The organism is Microbacterium sp. zg-Y625 (assembly GCF_030246925.1).
Classification (GTDB): Bacteria; Actinomycetota; Actinomycetes; order Actinomycetales; family Microbacteriaceae; genus Microbacterium; species Microbacterium jiangjiandongii.
Map to the genome: position 1 here is coordinate 2,779,008 of NZ_CP126740.1, position 17,007 is coordinate 2,796,014.

15 protein-coding genes are annotated in these 17,007 nt (G+C 69.7%); 8 read left to right on the plus strand and 7 right to left on the minus strand.

Annotated elements, in window-relative coordinates; all coding sequences use genetic code 11:
• Positions 1 to 5: 5 nt before the first annotated feature.
• The 4 genes from QNO14_RS12990 to QNO14_RS13005 all read right to left on the minus strand — a co-directional run bounded on the left by QNO14_RS12990 (position 6) and on the right by QNO14_RS13005 (position 3,967).
• On the minus strand, positions 6 to 659 hold the full coding sequence (locus QNO14_RS12990; RefSeq protein ID WP_257493979.1) for a hypothetical protein: 654 nt from the start codon (positions 657 to 659) through the stop codon (positions 6 to 8).
• 14 nt (positions 660 to 673) lie between these two features.
• Positions 674 to 1,600, minus strand: a complete 927-nt coding sequence (locus QNO14_RS12995; protein WP_257493980.1) for a carbohydrate ABC transporter permease — start codon at positions 1,598 to 1,600, stop codon at positions 674 to 676.
• Complete coding sequence (locus QNO14_RS13000) at positions 1,597 to 2,592, minus strand: carbohydrate ABC transporter permease (RefSeq protein ID WP_257493981.1); 996 nt, start codon at positions 2,590 to 2,592, stop codon at positions 1,597 to 1,599. The genes QNO14_RS12995 and QNO14_RS13000 overlap by 4 nt, the downstream gene beginning before the upstream one ends.
• A 79-nt stretch (positions 2,593 to 2,671) precedes the next feature.
• Positions 2,672 to 3,967: an ABC transporter substrate-binding protein gene (locus QNO14_RS13005; protein ID WP_257493982.1), complete on the minus strand. Its 1,296-nt coding sequence runs from the start codon at positions 3,965 to 3,967 to the stop codon at positions 2,672 to 2,674.
• Positions 3,968 to 4,398: 431 nt separating this feature from the next.
• Here QNO14_RS13005 and QNO14_RS13010 point away from each other — a divergent pair, with 431 nt between their 5' ends.
• The 7 genes from QNO14_RS13010 (at position 4,399) to QNO14_RS13040 (ending at position 13,427) form a co-directional block, all read left to right on the plus strand.
• Positions 4,399 to 5,070: a YesL family protein gene (locus QNO14_RS13010; RefSeq protein ID WP_257505624.1), complete on the plus strand. Its 672-nt coding sequence runs from the start codon at positions 4,399 to 4,401 to the stop codon at positions 5,068 to 5,070.
• A 48-nt stretch (positions 5,071 to 5,118) separates the two neighbouring features.
• Complete coding sequence (locus QNO14_RS13015; RefSeq protein ID WP_257505625.1) at positions 5,119 to 6,651, plus strand: extracellular solute-binding protein; 1,533 nt, start codon at positions 5,119 to 5,121, stop codon at positions 6,649 to 6,651.
• Between the two features lie 56 nt (positions 6,652 to 6,707).
• Complete coding sequence (locus tag QNO14_RS13020) at positions 6,708 to 7,676, plus strand: ABC transporter permease (protein WP_257505626.1); 969 nt, start codon at positions 6,708 to 6,710, stop codon at positions 7,674 to 7,676.
• A complete protein-coding gene (locus QNO14_RS13025; protein WP_257493986.1) occupies positions 7,676 to 8,557 on the plus strand; it encodes a carbohydrate ABC transporter permease in 882 nt (293 codons plus the stop codon). The genes QNO14_RS13020 and QNO14_RS13025 overlap by 1 nt, the downstream gene beginning before the upstream one ends.
• On the plus strand, positions 8,554 to 9,204 hold the full coding sequence (locus QNO14_RS13030; RefSeq protein ID WP_257505627.1) for a DUF1961 family protein: 651 nt from the start codon (positions 8,554 to 8,556) through the stop codon (positions 9,202 to 9,204). The genes QNO14_RS13025 and QNO14_RS13030 overlap by 4 nt, the downstream gene beginning before the upstream one ends.
• Positions 9,201 to 11,855: an exo-rhamnogalacturonan lyase family protein gene (locus QNO14_RS13035; protein WP_257505628.1), complete on the plus strand. Its 2,655-nt coding sequence runs from the start codon at positions 9,201 to 9,203 to the stop codon at positions 11,853 to 11,855. Before QNO14_RS13030 ends, QNO14_RS13035 begins: the two co-directional genes overlap by 4 nt.
• Before the next feature lie 141 nt (positions 11,856 to 11,996).
• Entirely contained in the window at positions 11,997 to 13,427 is a 1,431-nt protein-coding gene (locus QNO14_RS13040) for an HNH endonuclease signature motif containing protein (RefSeq protein WP_257505629.1), read from the plus strand.
• 6 nt (positions 13,428 to 13,433) lie between these two features.
• Here QNO14_RS13040 and QNO14_RS13045 read toward each other — a convergent pair whose 3' ends face one another.
• Entirely contained in the window at positions 13,434 to 14,132 is a 699-nt protein-coding gene (locus QNO14_RS13045) for a helix-turn-helix transcriptional regulator (protein WP_257505630.1), read from the minus strand.
• Positions 14,133 to 14,205: 73 nt separating this feature from the next.
• Between QNO14_RS13045 and QNO14_RS13050 the strand changes: the two genes are divergently transcribed.
• Entirely contained in the window at positions 14,206 to 14,946 is a 741-nt protein-coding gene (locus QNO14_RS13050; RefSeq protein WP_257505631.1) for an alpha/beta fold hydrolase, read from the plus strand.
• Here the strand turns inward: QNO14_RS13050 and QNO14_RS13055 are convergent.
• Together QNO14_RS13055 and QNO14_RS13060 are read right to left on the minus strand one after the other, a co-directional pair.
• Positions 14,919 to 15,881: a family 43 glycosylhydrolase gene (locus tag QNO14_RS13055; RefSeq protein WP_257505632.1), complete on the minus strand. Its 963-nt coding sequence runs from the start codon at positions 15,879 to 15,881 to the stop codon at positions 14,919 to 14,921. The two genes, QNO14_RS13050 and QNO14_RS13055, sit on opposite strands and share 28 nt — an antisense overlap.
• Positions 15,878 to 16,972, minus strand: a complete 1,095-nt coding sequence (locus QNO14_RS13060; protein ID WP_257505633.1) for a Gfo/Idh/MocA family protein — start codon at positions 16,970 to 16,972, stop codon at positions 15,878 to 15,880. The genes QNO14_RS13055 and QNO14_RS13060 overlap by 4 nt, the downstream gene beginning before the upstream one ends.
• Between the last annotated feature and the right edge of the window lie 35 nt (positions 16,973 to 17,007).

Genomic DNA, 17,007 nt, shown 5'->3' on the forward strand with positions numbered 1-17,007 from the left:
TGGCGTCAGGCGCGTCCGCGCCGGCGCGTGGGGATGGCGACGACCGCCAGGGCGGCGCAGCCGATGGCGGGGATGAACAGGGGCACGAGCGCCCAGGTGGAGACGACGACGAACACTGCTGTCGCCGCGAGGTACAGCGCGCCGGCCGGGTCTGCGGCGATCGCGGCGGGCACGCAGCGCAGCGCGCCCCGCCAGCCGAGAGCGGGGGTCCAGGCGCCGGCGCACGCGAGCAGCGCCACCGACACGACGGCCAGCCCCACCCAGCCGACGATCTCGATGACGGCGCCGCCGGGGAGGAACCCCGAGCGGGCCAGGTCGATGTCCAGCAGCAGCACCAGGGTGGCCACGAGCGCCACCGCGCCGACGACGGCGCCCGGGAGCACGGCGCGGCGGACGTCTGCCCAGAAGAACTGCAGCCGCGAGTCCTCGGCCGCCACATGGCGACGCAGGTGCCGGATGCCGGCGGCCAGGGCCGCGGGCAGGGTGATGACCGGCAGCGCGACGAGGGTCATGAGCAGGCCCGTCTGCAGCACCTCGCCGAAGAGTGCGAACCGGCCCGACGCACCGGGGAACCGCGGCGGCGGCCCCTCGGTGCGCACCGGGCCGGCGCCGGAGCGCTCGGCGCGCAGGGCGGCCTTGTGCTCGCGGCGGCTGGTCATCGTCGGCATCCTACTCAGCCCTTGAGGCCCTGCGTGGCGACGCCGTCGACGAGGAAGCGCTGGAAGACGATGAAGAACAGCAGGATCGGCAGCAGTGCGACGAACGACGCGGTGACCGTCGCGCCGTAGTCGCTCGACGACGTCTGGTCGTTGTAGAGGCGCAGCGCGATGGGGAGCGGATAGTTCTCGGGGCTGGTGAGGTAGAGCAGGGGCCCGAGGAAGTCGTTCCACGCCCAGATGAACGAGAAGATCGCGCAGGTGATGAGCGCGGGGCGGATGAGCGGCAGGATGATCGACCAGAACACCCGGAAGTGGCCGGCGCCGTCGATCTTGGCGGCCTCGTCCATGTCGCGCGGCATCTGCCGGATGAACTGCACCAGCAGGAAGACGAAGAACGCCTCGGTGGCGAGGAACTTCGGCAGCAGCAGGGGCACGAAGGTGTCCACCAGGCCGAGATTGTTGAACAGGATGTACTGCGGGATGATCACGACGTGGAACGGCAGCAGCAGCGTGCCGATCATCGCTGCGAAGAGCACCCCGAGTCCCTTGAACTGCAGTCGGGCGAACGCATAGGCGGCCAGGGCAGACGAGATCACGGTGCCGACGACCGACAGCGCCGCCAGCACGAAGGAGTTCCAGAAGAACTGGCCCATCGGCACGCCCGCGATGCCCTCCATCACCTTGGCGTAGTTGTCCAGGGTCGGGCTGTTCGGGATGAGCCCCTGGTTCTGACCGAACTCCGAGTTCGGCTTGAACGTCGAGACGAAGAGCCAGACGAGCGGGTACAGCACGACGGCGGTGATCGTGATCAGCGCGATGAACCAGACCACCGTCTGCCAGGTCTTGCGCTTGACGCGGCGGCGGGGCGACGTCTTCGGGTCGGGGTCGACCTGGTTCTCGAGCTGCACCAGCGCGTTCGGGGAGGAGGAGGAAATGGTCATCGGTTGTCTCCCGAGTAGTGCACCCACGACTTCTGAGTGCGGAAGAGGATGAAGGCGATGATCGCGACGACGACCAGCAGCACCCACGCGATCGCGGCGGCGTAGCCCATGCGACCGTCGGCGAAGCCCGTCTTGTAGAGGTAGACGGTGATGAAGTTCGTCATGCCGGCGGGGCCGCCCGTGCCGTTGGAGATGATGTAGGCGGAGGCGAAGACCTGGAACGCGCCGATGAGTCCCAGCAGCAGGTTGAAGAAGATGACCGGGGACAGCAGGGGAACCGTCACCGCGCGGAAGCGGCGCCAGGCGTTCGCGCCGTCCATCTCGGCCGCCTCGTACAGCTCCTTCGGAACCTGCTTGAGGCCGGCGAGGAAGATGACCATCGTCGAGCCGAACTGCCAGACCGACAGCAGGATCATCATGGGGAGGATGAGGCCGGGCTGCCCGATCCAGCCGCCCAGGTCGATTCCCAGCACGTTCAGGCCGTTGTCGACGGGGCCGTCGGTGTTGAACATGGCGCGCCACACGATGGCCACCGACACCGAGCCGCCGATGAGCGACGGCGCGTAGAAGGCCGAGCGGAAGAAGGCGGCACCCTTGTCGCGGTAGTTCAGCAGCATCGCGACGGCGAGCGCCGCCAGCAGCGAGATCGGCGTGCCCACGAGCACGTAGATGAGCGTGATCTGCGCCGACTGCATGAAGTTGGGGTCCGCGGTGAAGAGCCGGACGTAGTTGTCCAGGCCGATCCACTTGGGCGGGGAGAAGATGTTGTAGCTCGTGAACGACAGGTACAGCGAGTACGCCATCGGCACGAGGGTGAGCCCGAAGAATCCGACGAGCCACGGGACGAGGAACGCGTATCCGGCGGCGGTCTCGCGGCGTGCCCGCTGACGCTGACCCGGCCGGGAGACGAGTTCTGGGCGCTGCTTGCGCAGCAGGCGCCGCTTGGACGACGAATCGTCGGTGACGATGACCCTGGTCGCAGTCGTGCTCACGGGTGCTCCTGAGGTGGTGAGGGAGTGTGGATGCAACGGGGGCCCGGACGTGACCGTCCAGGCCCCCGGCAGCCGCTGCTTACTGGTTGAGGACGATGTCCATCTCGCTGAAGAACTGCGTGACGGCATCGTCGACGGTCATCGTGCCGAAGTTCAGCTCGGTGCCGAGCTGGCGGAACTTCTCCTCCAGCGTGCCGTAGCCCACGATCGGAACCGGCGGGGCGTCGCCCAGTCGATCGGAGATCGACGCCTCGTAGTCGACGACCTGCTGGCTCAGCGGGTCGAGCTCGGCGGCCTCGAGCGCGGTCTCCGAGGCGGGGATGCCGCGGTTGGCGCCGAAGATCTCACCGGACTGCGGGGAGTTGATGAGGAAGTTCACGAGGGTCGCGGATGCCTCGGGGTGCTCGGTCTTGGCCGAGATGGCGTGCAGCATCGACGGCTTCAGGTACAGGTCCTGCGTGCCTTCCTCGGTGACGGGGGGCTCGATGAGGTTCAGCTCGGTGTAGCCCTCGCCCAGGTTGCCGAGGTAGCCGGGGCCGAAGTTGTCCCAGGTGAGCTCGCTGGCAGCGCGCGCGGTGTCGAACGGGCCGAGCGGGGTGAGCTCCTCGACGAGCTGCTGCGGGAACGCGATGCCGTCGCGCATCGCGGTGCCCTCTTCCCAGAACTCGGTGAGGCGCTCCTCATCGAAGCCGGGCTCGCCGTCCTCGCTGAAGAGGTGCGAACCCTCCGAGCGCAGCTGCAGCTCGAAGTTCTGGATGCGACCGGTGTAGTCGCCGCCGCCGTAGATCTCGCCGCCACCGGCTTCGGTGACCTGGCCCATCCACTCGGCGTAGTCCTCCCACGACCCGCCGGCGAAGTTCTCGACGCCGACGCGCTCGAGCACGACAGGGTTCGTGAACAGGCCCCACGCGTTGGTGGAGGTCGGGATGGCGTAGGTGGTGTCGTTCACGACGCCGATGTCCAGGATGTTCTGGGGAAGCGGCTCCGTCTCGATGATCTCCCCGAGGTACGGGTCGAGGTCGAGCAGCAGGTTGTTCTCCGAGTACTGGCGCAGGTACGAGTAGTCGAACTGCATGACGTCGGGCAGGCCGCCGCCGGCGGCCTCGGTCTGGCGCTTCTCCCAGAACTCGGGGAAGCCCAGGAACGTCGCGTTGACCGTGATGTTGGGGTATTCCTCGTTGAACGCGTCGATCGCCTCGTTGTAGAGCTCGGCGCGCACGTCGTTGCCCCAGAACGCGAGGTCGATCGTGACCTCTTCGTTGGGGTCGAATTCGGCCGCCGGCTCGTTTTCGCCGCCGCCGGCACAGCCGGCGAGTGCGAGGGCCGCGCCGGTCGCGATGGCGACGGCGCTGAGGGCCCGCTTGGTGCTGAACATCCTTGTCCTTCCTGGAACGTCCGTGTCCGTGGTGCTCCGCGGGACGTTCGTTGTCCATGTGGTTGTGCGGTGTGGGCGCAGGCCCGCCCCCGGGTACGACAGTGGGAAAGCGCTTGCCGGCCACGGTACTACGTGGGGAATCGATTGGCAAGGGAGCGGGAAGACGCTTTCCGATCCGTTTCCGGATTGTGACCTGTTACCGGTCCCAGCCCGCCCATCGTACGGGCGCGGCGAGCCCGGCAGGCGGTGGTCAAGGAAAAGCGGGCGGTCGTCGCGGAGATTTCCGTCGCGAGACCGCATGCCCACGCCCGGCGCGGGCGCACCGCGCAGTAAAACGATTCATCCCAAGATTGACAGCTTTGCCGCTGTGCGGTTAGTCTCCCCGGAAAACGCATTCCCAATCTTGGGCGGCGATCGACGGAGATTCCACCATGACGACAACGGCGGCCGGCCCCGGTTGGGCCCTGCGCGTCCACGCGGCCTGCGACTGGGTCATGTGGGCGATGGCGCTCAACGCCCTGTGGATCGTCTTCACGCTCGCGGGAGGCGTCGTTCTCGGCGCCGCCCCGGCGACGGTCGCCGCCGCCCACGTCACCCGGCGACGGCTGCGGGGCGAGGCCTTCCCCGCCCTGCGCACCTTCGCCCGGGCGTGGCGCTCGGAGTTCTTCCGCTCCCACCTCGTGCTGACCCCCGCGCTCACGGTCACGGCACTGCTTTTGATCCAGGTCGTGCCGGCCGTGCCCGCGGGTACCCTCGGCGAGCCGATCACGATGATCACCGCCGTGGCCGCCGTGCTCGCTGTCGTCCTCACCGCCCTCCTCGCCCCGCTCTACGTCCACTACGACCTGCCCCTGCGCCGCTATCTGCCGACCGCGTCGCGCTGGATGCTGCGCAACCTCGCTCCCTCGGCCCTGCTCGCCGTGGCCGCCGTGGCCGTGACGACGGCGAGCCTCATGGTCCCCGGTCTCATCCCCTTCGTCTCGGTCGGCGCCTGGCTGGCGATCAGCACCGCGCTGTGCCTCGGGTTCTTCGCCGCCAACGACCGTCTCGTGGCCGAACAATCGGCCCCCGCCCACTCCAGACCTTCCCCCCAGCCGGCCTGACGGTCGGCATCCACCAGCCCTGCACCCCGCAGAACGAAGGAGTTCACCATGCAACACCGCAGACGCCTCGCCGCGTTCGCCCTGCTCACCGCCGGAGCCGTCGCCCTCACCGCCTGCTCCGGCGGCGGCGGCGGCGACGACGAGTCGGCCGAGCTCGACACCCTGTCGCTCATGGTCCCGTACCTGGTCACCAACGCACCGAGCGACGACAACGAGGTCCACGACGCCCTCGAAGAGATCGCGGGTGTCGACCTCGACATCACCTGGGTGCCGAACTCGTCTTACGGCGACAAGACCAACATCACCCTCGCCGGCGACGACATCCCGCATGTCATGGTCATCCAGGGCAAGGATCCCGGGTTCGTCCGCAACGCCGAGGCCGGCGCGTTCTGGGATCTCACCGAGCACCTCGGCGACTACCCGAACCTCGCCACCACGTTCCCCGAAGTGCAGCAGGCGTCGAGCGTCAACGGCAAGGTGTACGGCATCTTCCGCTCGCGCGACGTGATGCGCGCGGCGGTCATCGTGCGCAAGGACTGGCTCACGAACCTGGGCCTCGAGCTGCCCGAGACCACCGATGACCTCTACGAGGTGGCCAAGGCGTTCTCCGAGCAGGACCCCGACGGCAACGGCGTCGACGACACGTACGGCATCATCATCCCCAAGTGGCCCGGCGCCATCGGCACCAGCAGCCCCTACGACGTCATCGAGACGTGGCACGGGGCGGGCAACCGCTGGACCGAGCGCGACGGCGAACTGGCGCCGAACTTCACCACGGACGAGTGGCTCGAGGCCGTCGACTACGAGAAGCGCCTGATCGACGAGGGCCTGGTGAACCCCGACTACGCCACCTTCGACTCGGCGAACTGGAACGAGCCGTTCCTCAACGGCAAGGGCGGCATGATCATCGACGTGCACTCCCGCGCCGGCGTGCTCATGAACCTGTTCAAGGAATCCGACCCGGAGAACTTCCAGAACTACGTCGACGTCGCCGGCAACCTCGTCGGCCCCGACGGCGAGCTGTACGCCCACCCCACCACCGGCTACAGCGGGTTCCTGGCGATCCCGAAGGACAAGGTGCGCACCGAGGAGCAGCTGCACGCCGTGCTCGAGGTGCTCGACAAGCTCAACTCCCCCGAGGCTGGTCCGATCCTCAACAACGGCATCGAGGGCGTCACGTACACCCTCGACGGCGACCTGGCCGTGCCCGTCGACGACGCGTCGCAGGCGCTGAAGGATGCCGTGCTCAGCTACTCCCAGCTGGGGATGAACGTCACCGGCTTCCAGGGATACCTGCCCAAGCAGGCGACCGAGTACGAGCAGGAGATGTACGACAAGCGCAAGGCGATCGAGGCATCCGACCTCGAGTCCGCCGTGTACGACCCTGCGGCCGCCTACGTGTCTGAGACGTACATCTCCAAGGGCGCGCAGCTGGACACCATCGTCTCCGACGCGCGCATCCAGTACATCGCGGGACAGATCGACCGGAAGGGCCTGACCGACGCGGTCGCCCTGTGGCGCTCGAGCGGCGGCGACGACATCATCGCCGAGATCAACGAGTTGGCCGCTCAGAACGACTGAGTCCGACAGGGGCGGATGCCACGGCATCCGCCCCTGCTTCCCAGACAGGACCTGCCATGGTTACTCTCGACCGCACGGTGGCCGCCACCGAGGCGCTCACCGTGCCCCCGCGCAAGCGCCGCAAGGGTGCGCGCGTGCACTTCAGCCAGTTCAAGTGGCTCTATCTGCTGCTGCTGCCCGGCATCGTGTACTTCGCGCTGTTCCGCTACGGCCCCATGGGCGGGGCGATCATCGCCTTCAAGGACTACGTCCCCTTCCTCGGCATCACAGACAGCCCGTGGGTGGGCTTCGAGCACTTCGAGGACTTCTTCGCCAGCCCTGACTTCCCACGGCTGCTGGCCAACACGCTGATCCTGGCGCTGCTGAGCCTCGTGATCGCGTTCCCCCTGACGATCGTCATGGCGCTGCTGCTCAACGAGCTGCGTCTGAACATCGTCAAGCGCTCGGTGCAGACGCTCATCTACATCCCCCACTTCCTGTCGTGGACGGTCGTGGCGTCGCTGACCTACCTGCTGTTCGCCCTCGACATCGGGCCGCTGTTCCAGCTCATCAACGGAGTGCTGGGCACCGACATCAACTTCCTCACGGACCCGGCGTGGTTCCGACCGATCATCGTGCTGCAGGACATCTGGAAGAACACCGGCTGGGGAACGATCATCTTCCTCGCCGCGCTCGCGAGCGTCGACCAGGAGCAGTACGAGGCCGCGATCATCGACGGCGCCGGGCGCTTCCAGCGGGTGTGGCACATCACGCTGCCGTCGATCATGCCGACCGTCGTGGTCATGCTGGTGCTGCAGATGGGCCAGGTGCTCAACACCGGCTTCGAGCAGATCTACCTCATGACCAACTCGCTCAACCGCGAGGTCGCCGACGTCTTCGACACGTATGTCTACTTCATGGGCATCACCCAGGGCAGCTACAGCTACAGCACCGCCGTGGGCCTGTTCAAGGCCGTCGTCGGCGTCGTGCTGATCTTCGGCGCGAACTGGCTCGCCCGCCGCTTCAACCAGACGGGGATCTTCTGATGGCACGCGAGAAGTACCGCTTCAACACCCCCGCCGGCCGGGTCTTCGACGTCGTCAACGTCGCGATGCTGGTGGGGCTGGGCCTCATCGCTCTGCTGCCGTTCGTCTACGTCACGGCGGGATCGTTCGCGACGGAGTCCGAGCTGGCGACCCGGCCGTTCTTCCTGTGGCCCGAGACGTTCAGCCTGCGGGCGTACGAGGCGATCCTCTCCAGCCCGGCCTTCGTCCGGGCGATGATCACGACCATCGCGGTCACCGCGGTGGGCACCGTCGTGCAGCTGCTGCTGACCGCGTCGATGGCGTACCCGCTGTCGAAGGACAACCTTCCCGGCCGCCGGATCATGCTCTCCCTCATCGTGTTCACGATGGTGTTCTCCGGCGGCATGATCCCCACGTTCCTCATGGTGAAGGAGCTGGGGCTGCTGGACACCTACTGGGCACTGATCCTGCCGCTGGCGATCAACCCGTTCAGCCTGATCATCATCAAGAACTTCTTCCAGCAGCTGCCCAACGAGCTGGAGGAGTCGGCCAAGATCGACGGCGCGAACGAGCTGCAGACGCTCTGGAACGTCATCCTGCCGCTGTCCAAGCCCGTGCTGGCGACGTTCGCGCTGTTCTACGCCGTCGGCATCTGGAACGACTTCATGTCGCCGCTGCTGTACCTCAACGACAACTCGATGTGGACGCTGCAGATGTTCCTGCGACAGGTGACGGTCGCGACCGACCTGTCGATCATCGAGGCCGACCCCAGCCAGCTCCCCCCAGCGCAGGGAATCAAGTTCGCGGTGATCGTCGTCGCGACCCTGCCGATTCTGCTCTTCTACCCGTTCCTGCAGAAGCACTTCGCCAAGGGCATGCTGATCGGCTCGGTCAAGGGGTGAGTACGGGTCTCCTCTACCGCAACGCGCTGTCGGGTCCCGCGGACATCGCGGACTGGATCGCCGAGGGGCCGGTGTCGGCGACGGCGGATGCCGATGGGCTGCTGCTGGCGTCGTCCGGCGGGCCCGACGACCACTGGACCCTGTGGTGCCCCGAGGAGTTCGCGGACCGGGTGCGCATCTCGTGGGACTTCTCGCCGCGGGCGGAGCCCGGGCTCGCGATGCTCTTCTTCGGGGCGGCGGCAGCCGGCGGCGGCGGGATCTTCGACGACGGCCTCGCGCCGCGATCGGGGGCGTACCCGCAGTATCACTCGGGAGACATCCGCACCCTGCACGTGTCGTACTTCCGGCGGCGCTGGGAGGACGAACGCGCCTTCCACACCTGCAATCTGCGGAAGTCGCCCGGTTTCCACCTCGTGGCCCAGGGCGCCGACCCCCTCCCGCCCGTGGCCGACGCCCGCGACGCGTTCTACCGCATCGAGGTCGTCAAGGATGCCGGACAGGTGACCTTCTCGATCGACGGCCTGTCGCTGTTCACCTGGACCGATGACGAGTCCACCGGCCCACGGGTCGGCGGGGGGCGCCTCGGGTTCCGTCAGATGTCACCGCTCGTCGCCTGCTACCGCAACCTGGAGGTCCACTCGCTATGACCGGTTCCCCCGCCGCCATCGTTCCGCTGCGCTGGCTCGATGAGCTGCCGCCCGAGCGGCTCCCCGGCGGCTCCGTGTGGGGGGCGCCGTTGCCGCGCGGCACCGCGGGTTCGCCCGACGCGCTGCGTCTGCGCGGAGCGGACGGCGAGACGGTGCCGGCGCAGTTCTGGCCGCTGGCCACGTGGCCGGACGGCTCCGTGAAGTGGGCGGGCGCCGCGCTCGGGGCCACCGACCACCCGGGTGAGTACGAGGTCGTGGTCGATCCTTCCGCCGCCTGCCCCGTACCCGAACACCCGGTGGAGGTGCGCGAGGGCGACGGCACCGTCACCGTCGGCAACGGGGTGATCACCCTCGAGATCCAGGCGCCGCGTGCCGCGGATGCCACGCCTGTCGACACGCTCTTCCGCCGGCTCCGGCGCGGCGATGTCGTCGTGGCCGAGAACGCGCACCTCGTGAGCCTGCTGCAGCAGGACGTCCCCGAAGACGGGGGCGCCGGTCCGCGGCATCCGTTCCGCTCGCGCGTCGCGTCCGTCGTCGTGGAGCAGCGCGGACCGGTGCGCGCCGTCGTGCGGGTGGAAGGGACGCACCGCGCTCTCGACGGATCGCGGGAATGGCTGCCCTTCACCGTGCGCCTGGTCGTTCTCGCGGGAAGCGAGCGCATCCGCGTCGTGCACACGGTGATCTGGGACGGCGATGCGGCCACCGATTTCGTCGCAGGGCTCGGCGTGCGCGCGGACGTGCCGCTGCGCGCCGACCTGCACGACCGTCACGTGCGCATCGCCGGCGCCGACGGCGGGTTCTTCGCCGAAGCGGTGCGCGGCATCACCGGTCTGCGGCGCGACCCCGGCGCCGAGGTGCGCGATGCGCAGATCGCGGGCAGGCGTACGCCGCCGCTGTCGGAGTGGAACCCGCAGGTCTCCGAGCGGCTGCATCTCGTGCCGACATGGGGGGATGTCACCCTCACACAGCTGAGCGCCGACGGGTTCGGCATCCGAAAGCGCACCGCGCCGGGGCACGGGTGGATCGACGCCGGCGCCGGAACCCGCGCCGAGGGCTTCGTCTCGGTGAGCGACCCGGACGGCGGGTTCGGCGTGGGGGTGCGCTCGTTCTGGCAGTCCCACCCCGGGCAGCTCGACGTCCGCGGCATGGCCGGCAACCGGGCGACCGTGACCGCGTGGCTGCACGCCCCCGAGGCGCAGCCGATGGATCTGCGGTTCTACCACGATGGGCTCGGACAGGACGACTACGCCAGCCAGCTCGACGCGCTCGAGATCACCTACGAGGACTACGAGCCCGGCTTCGGCGATGCGCACGGCATCGCCCGCACCCACGAGCTGACCCTCTTCGCCTACGCGGCGACGCCGCCGATCGAGCACCTGGCCCTCGACGTCGCGCAGGTGCAGCAGCCGCCGCTCCTGCAGCCGACGCCCGAGGCGCTGCACGCGGCCGTCGTCTTCGGCGACTGGGCGCCGGTGGACCGCAGCACGCCGGTGCGCGCCGAGATCGAGGACAGCATCGACTTCCTGCTGTCGTTCTATCTGGAGCAGATCGATCAGCGTCGCTGGTACGGGTTCTGGCACTACGGCGACGTGATGCACGCCTACGACCACGACCGGCACGTCTGGCGCTACGACGTCGGCGGCTACGCGTGGGACAACAGCGAGCTCTCGCCCGACCTGTGGCTCTGGTACTCCTACCTGCGCACCGGCCGGGCCGACGTCTTCCGCCTCGCCGAGGCGATGACCCGGCACACCGGTGAGGTCGACGTCTACCACCTGGGCAGGTGGAAAGGCCTGGGCTCCCGCCACAACGTGCAGCACTGGGGGTGCAGCGCCAAGCAGCTGCGCATCAGCAGCCCGGTGTACCGCCGGTTCTACCACTACCTCACCGCCGACGAGCGTGTGGGCGATCTGCTGACCGAGCTGCGCGACAGCGACCAGCGCTTCCTCGACACCGACCCGACCCGCAAGGTCCGGACGGATGCCGCGACCTACCGGCCCGACCGCGCGGCGCTCGCGGTGGGTCTCGGCACGGACTGGGGCGCGCTGGCGGCGACGTGGCTGGCGGACTGGGAGCGCACCGGCAACGAGCGCTCGCGCGACCGGCTGCTGGGGACGATGGCCGACATCGCCGCGATGCCGCGGGGCTTTCTCACCGGCGAAGCGCTGTACGACCTCGACGCGGGGCGGTTCGACACGACGCGCGACCGCGTGTCGGTGTCGCACCTGAGCGCCGTGTTCGGTCTGGTCGAGGTGTGCAGCGAGCTGATCTCGCTCGTCGACGTTCCCGGCTTCGCCGACGCCTGGCAGGAGTACTGCCGGCTGTACCTCGCCTCACCCGAGGAACAGGAGCGCGCGGTCGGTGCGCCCTTCACCGGCGTGCACCTCGAGCAGGCTCACAGCCGGCTGGCGGCGTGGGCGGCGCGGCACGCGGACGACGACGAGCTGGCCGAGCTGGCGTGGCGCGCCTTCGAGGGCATGGGCGAGTGGCTCGTGCACCGCCGTGACTTCGCGCTGCGGCGGATCGACCCGCCCTACGTGCTGCAGCCGGTGGATGAGGTGCCGACCGTCTCGACCAACGACGCCGCGCAGTACGGCCTGGCGGCGATCCAGAACCTCGCGCTCATCGGCGACCGGCTGCCGCGGGGGTAGGGGCTGTGGGCGAGCGCCCGTCCACAGCCGGACGCGGCGCCTTCTCCACAGCTGGGGGGTGCGCAAAGTTATCCACAATGCGGGCCTGGCCTGGGATTTGTGGTGCTCTCAATGTCGGAGGGGGCCGGCAGAATCGGGGGTATGAACAGCTCCTCTGCCGCCGGCTCGATCGCCGGCTCGATCGCCACCGGCTCGATCGCCACCGCCTCGCACGGCGCGGTGATCAGCGGGGTCGAGCACACCCGCCAGGCGATCGCCGCGTTGCAGGCGGAAGAGCTGCAGTGGTTCGCTCGGGCTGAAGCTCTCGCGGCCGAGGAGACCGCACGTATCCCGTCGAGTGAGGGGCGGGAACGGGAGATGCCGCCTCGCGGCATGGCCGCCGAACTCGCCGCGGTGCTGCGCCGGTCGGATCGGGGCATGCAGGAACGCATGCGCGACGCCGCCGTGCTGGTGGACGGGTTCCCCGCGACGCTGGCCGCCCTCGAGTCCGGCCGGATCGACGTGGCGCACGTGCGGGTGATCCAGGATGCCGGGGCCCGCATCACCGACCCCGACGCGCGGGCACGGTTCGAACAGGCCGCGCTGGTGGTCGCGGAGCGGGAGACGCCGGGCCGGGCCAAGCCGATCATCCTGATGCTCGCGCAGCGCCTGGACCCCGTGCCGCTGGAAGAGCGGCACACCGAAGCCGCGGCCGGTCGGCGGGTGTGGGTGCGGGACCTCGACGACGGCATGGCCGAACTCGCAGCGATCCTGCCGGCGCCGCTGGCGTACGCGATCAAGGAGCGACTCACCGCGCACGCGCGGGAGATCGTCGCGGCGGCCAAGGCCGCACGCTCTGGGTCTTCGACGGGCACGGCCCCGAGCGAGAACCGCGTTGGCGCCGGTGGTGCCGGCGTCGGAGCAGATCGTGTCGCGGGCGATGACGTCGCCGAGACAGATGCCATCGCGACCGACCGGCGGACGACCGATCAGGTCCGCGCCGATGTGCTCACCGATCTCCTCTTGACCGGCCACGCGAGCGCACCGGTGTCATCGGGCAGCATCCCCGCGACCGCCGCGATCACCGCGCACGTGCAGATCACCATCCCCGCGGCCACCCTCACCGGGGAAAGCACCGAACCCGCCGAACTCGTCGGCTACGGACCCATCGACCCCGCCACCGCCCGGCACCTCGCCGCCACCACCCCAGTCTGGGAGCGACTGTTCACCTCCCCCACCACCGGGGCGGTGCTGCAGGTCGACACCTACCGGCCGAGCATGCAGATGCGACGGCTCCTCGACGCGAGGGACGAGCACTGCCGGTTCCCCGGCTGCCGACGACCCGCCCGACACTGCGACGGCGACCACACCATCGACGCCGCCCACGGCGGACCCACCCGCGTCACCAACCTCGCCAACCTCTGCCCCGGCCGACATCACCCCGTGAAACACAAGACCGCGTGGAGTGTGGTGCAGAAACCCGACGGCATCCTGGAATGGACCAGTCCCACCGGGAGGGTCTATGTCGACATCCCCCGGCGGGTGCTGGAGTTCAGGGCCAACGCCGCGGCCGACCAGCCCGCGCCGTTCTAGAAGCGATCACTCGGCCCGGCCGTGCACCGGTCTGGCGTTCGCGGGAGGTTCTCCGACCTCCTCGACGGTGTGGCCGCTGCAGGCCGTCTGGGTCACGCTGGCCCGCTCGATGCGCGACAGCATGAACCAGCGCATCGCGTCACGCAGTCGACACCACGCGACGAGGTACCACTGACCGTTCGTGGAGGCGAAGAGCACGGGTTCGACGTCACGGGTGGTCGTCGTCCCATCCCGGGCTGTATAGCGAAGACGAACGACTCGTTGCTCGGCCATCGCCTCCTCCAGGGCCGACCGGACTGCGCGCGGAGAAGGGGGAACCGCGTTGACCCAGACGCGGCCGGCCAGCTCGTCGGCTCGTGCTCGCGTTCGGGGATCGAGGACGTCCAGGATCTTCTGGACCCCGGCCCTTGCCAGGTCGGCGTAGGGGGCATCAGGCGCGGCAGACACGGCCGCCATGAGCGCCACGGCCTGCGTCGGCGAGAGGCTGACGGGTGGCAGCGAGGCACCCACCGCCAAGCCGTAGCCACCACCGGGTCCCGGCCGCGACCAGATGGGAGCGCCACTGTTCTCGAGCGCATCCAGGTCTCTCTTGACCGTGCGCACGGAGACCCCGAACTCCCTCGCCAGGCGCTCGGCGGAGCAGCCACGCGATCCGCTGCGGCGCAGCATCTCGGACAGAGCATGGAGCCGTTCCGCCCGCTTCACCGGTCACCCCGTACCGAATTCATGCCATAAACAGTGACACACAGCTGTCTTCAGCGCATGCGAAAGTCGTGACATGACGACGCAGACGAGCCGCCCGCCCATCATCCTCATCGCCGGCCACTGGTTGGGCGCGTGGGCGTGGGATGAGGTCCTCGACCACCTCGACACCGACCACTCTCGTGCCATCGCGATGACCCTGCCCGGTCTCGACGCGGCCGATCCGGAGCGTGCGTCCAGGACTCTCGACGACCAGGCGGCGGCGGTCCTGGACGTCATCGCTCAGCTCGGCGTCTCCAAGGATCAGCCCGCGACGATCGTCGCGCACAGTGGCGCGAACGCCCCCGTCAGCCTGGTGCTCGACCGGCATCCCGAGCTCGTCCACCGTGTGGTGTGGGTCGACTCCGGCCCGGCGGCTGCCGGGAGCGTCTTCGCGCCGGATCTCCCGGAGGGGGTGACGGAGCTTCCGTTGCCGCCCTTCGACGTGCTTGCGCAGCAGGCGAGCCTCGAGGGCCTGAGCGCAGCGGCGCTCGAGCGCTTCCGCGCTCGGGCCGTGCCCGAGCCCGGACCCGTGCTCCGTCAGCCCGTCGACGTCACCGACGATGCCCGCCGCCGGGTCCCCACCACCCTGGTGTGCTGCTCGATCCCCAGCGCGCAGGTGCTCGAGCTGGCGCGAGCGGGCCATCCCATGTTCGCCGACGTCGCGCACCTCGAGCACCTCGACGTCATCGACCTCCCGACGGGGCATTGGCCCATGTGGAGCCGCCCCCGCGAGCTCGCCGAGGTCATTCAGTCGGCAGCGTCTCGGACCGTCTGAAGCACGCCGTCCCGCACCTGCAGCCGCACGCGGTACACCGCGCACCGGCGGTCGTCGACGCTCTCACGCTCGGGATCGGGCTCGGCCGCGCGGGCCGGGTGCCCGAAGTAGTAGAACCACACGTCGTCACCGTCGCGCACGGCGGCCCCGTGATGACCGAACCCGGGCCCTGCGACCGTGCCGGCGCCGAGGATGACGGCATCCGGCCCGCCTTGACGCTCCCACGCGACGGCGTCGGCGGAGCGGTACACGCCCATCCCCCGCCACTCGTCGACGATCATCCACCACGAGCCGTCGAGCTCGAACACGTACGGACCCTCGTGCGGCCTGCCGCCGATGGCGGTGCCCTCGTCACGCCACGTCGACAGGTCGCCGGATGCCGCGACCTTCGTGACACTGTCGGCGGCTTCATCCTTGTACCAGAGGCGCCACCGGCCGTCGGGGGTGCGGGCGACGGCAGCGTCGATCACGCGGTCGCTCGCGAGCGGGATCGGGCCGCGGCATTCCCACCGCGCGAGGTCGTCGGAGACGTACTCGACGATCGAGCGCGCGAACCCCGGCCACCGGTCGGGAACGCCGTCGATCTCGGTGAGGTACATCCGCCACCGCTCCCCGTCGTGCACGACCTCCGGCGCCCAGTGGGTCACGTCCACGTCCGCCGGGGGCGGCCCCGGTTCCAGCGCGAGGCCGGCGGCATCGGGCTCGAGCGTGCCGGCGTACGTCCAGGCCAGACCGTCGCGCGAGCGCGCGACGCCGATGCGGCTGCCGTGCACCCACGCGACGCCGGGGCCCGGCTCGGGGTGGGTGGCGCGGCGCTGCGTGTAGAACATCCACCAGGTGCCGTCCGCGATCACCACGGTGGGGTCGGTCGCACCGTCGTAGATCGGGTCCCGATACAGCTCGGCGGGCACGGAGTGCACCGTCGGCACGCTCACGCGCCCACCCCGCGCATGTCGGCGACCGGGCTGGCGAACCCGTTGCGGTGCGTGGGGTGCACCGCGAGGTCGGCAGGGGTGATGACCGCGCCGTCTGCGGCGGCCGAGGCATAGATCGCGGCGACAAGCTCCAGCGACCGCGCGGGCGCGTCCGCGGTGGGCGGCAGCGGCGTGCCCTCGCGGAAGGCGTCGAAGACATCGCGCAGCAGCGGAGCATGGGCGCTGCGCTCCTCCACCTCGGGAAGCGCCCAGCCCGCCGCCTCGTCCTCGAACCCCGGCGCCGGGGTGATGCGCCAGTTCTCGTGACCATGGCCGTAGACGTGGTCGACGGTCACGGTGGCCTTCTGCGTGTCGATCCGGATGGAGCTGACCTCACGCGGCGACACCGCACTGGTGACCAGCTGCGCCACCGCGCCGCCGGCGAAGGTCACGGTGGCCGTCGAGGCATCCTCGGTCTGCGTCTCGCGGTCCAGCCGCCACAGCCGACCCTGCACGCTCGTCCAGTCGCCGAGGAGGAACGCGAGCAGATCGATCTGGTGGATGCCGTGCCCGAGCGTCGTCCCACCGCCCTCGGTCTCCCACGACCCGCGCCAGGGAACGGCGAAGTACGCGGGGTCCCGGAACCACAGGGTCTGGCACACCGCGACCAGCGGCCGGCCCAGCGCGCCGCTGCCCAGAAGCTCCCGCACGTGAGCCGCGGCGGTGCCGGTGCGCTGCTGGAACACCACCGCCAGCTGTCGGCCCGCGGCGTCTGCCGCCCGCCGCATCTCGTCGAGCTCCGCCAGCGACGGCGCCGGCGGCTTCTCGACGACGACGTGCGCGCCGGCGGCGAAGGCGGCGAGGGTCTGAGCGGCGTGGGCGCCGGGAGGCGTGCAGATCAGCACGACGTCGGGGCGCTCGGACTCGAGCATCTCGTCGAGGGTGTCGTACACGCTCGCCGCGTCCCAGCGGGCGGCGAAGGCGTCTGCGGCGGCACGGCTCATGTCGCTCACCGCGACCAGCTCGGCGTGGGGGTAGGCCTGCACGGCCTCGGCGTGGAAGTGCGCGACGGCGCCGGTGCCGACGATCACGCAGCGAAGGGAGGAAGTCACGCATCCAGACTAGAAGCGGCGAGCGGAAAGCGCTA

Coding starts and splice junctions, on each gene's coding strand:
- QNO14_RS13010 (WP_257505624.1), top strand. CDS start 4,399: ATGACGACAACGGCGGCCGGCCCCGGTTGGGCCCTGCGCGTCCACGCG.
- QNO14_RS13005 (WP_257493982.1), bottom strand. CDS start 3,967: ATGTTCAGCACCAAGCGGGCCCTCAGCGCCGTCGCCATCGCGACCGGC.
- QNO14_RS13025 (WP_257493986.1), top strand. CDS start 7,676: ATGGCACGCGAGAAGTACCGCTTCAACACCCCCGCCGGCCGGGTCTTC.
- QNO14_RS13040 (WP_257505629.1), top strand. CDS start 11,997: ATGAACAGCTCCTCTGCCGCCGGCTCGATCGCCGGCTCGATCGCCACC.
- QNO14_RS13020 (WP_257505626.1), top strand. CDS start 6,708: ATGGTTACTCTCGACCGCACGGTGGCCGCCACCGAGGCGCTCACCGTG.
- QNO14_RS12995 (WP_257493980.1), bottom strand. CDS start 1,600: ATGACCATTTCCTCCTCCTCCCCGAACGCGCTGGTGCAGCTCGAGAAC.
- QNO14_RS13035 (WP_257505628.1), top strand. CDS start 9,201: ATGACCGGTTCCCCCGCCGCCATCGTTCCGCTGCGCTGGCTCGATGAG.
- QNO14_RS13015 (WP_257505625.1), top strand. CDS start 5,119: ATGCAACACCGCAGACGCCTCGCCGCGTTCGCCCTGCTCACCGCCGGA.
- QNO14_RS13050 (WP_257505631.1), top strand. CDS start 14,206: ATGACGACGCAGACGAGCCGCCCGCCCATCATCCTCATCGCCGGCCAC.
- QNO14_RS12990 (WP_257493979.1), bottom strand. CDS start 659: ATGACCAGCCGCCGCGAGCACAAGGCCGCCCTGCGCGCCGAGCGCTCC.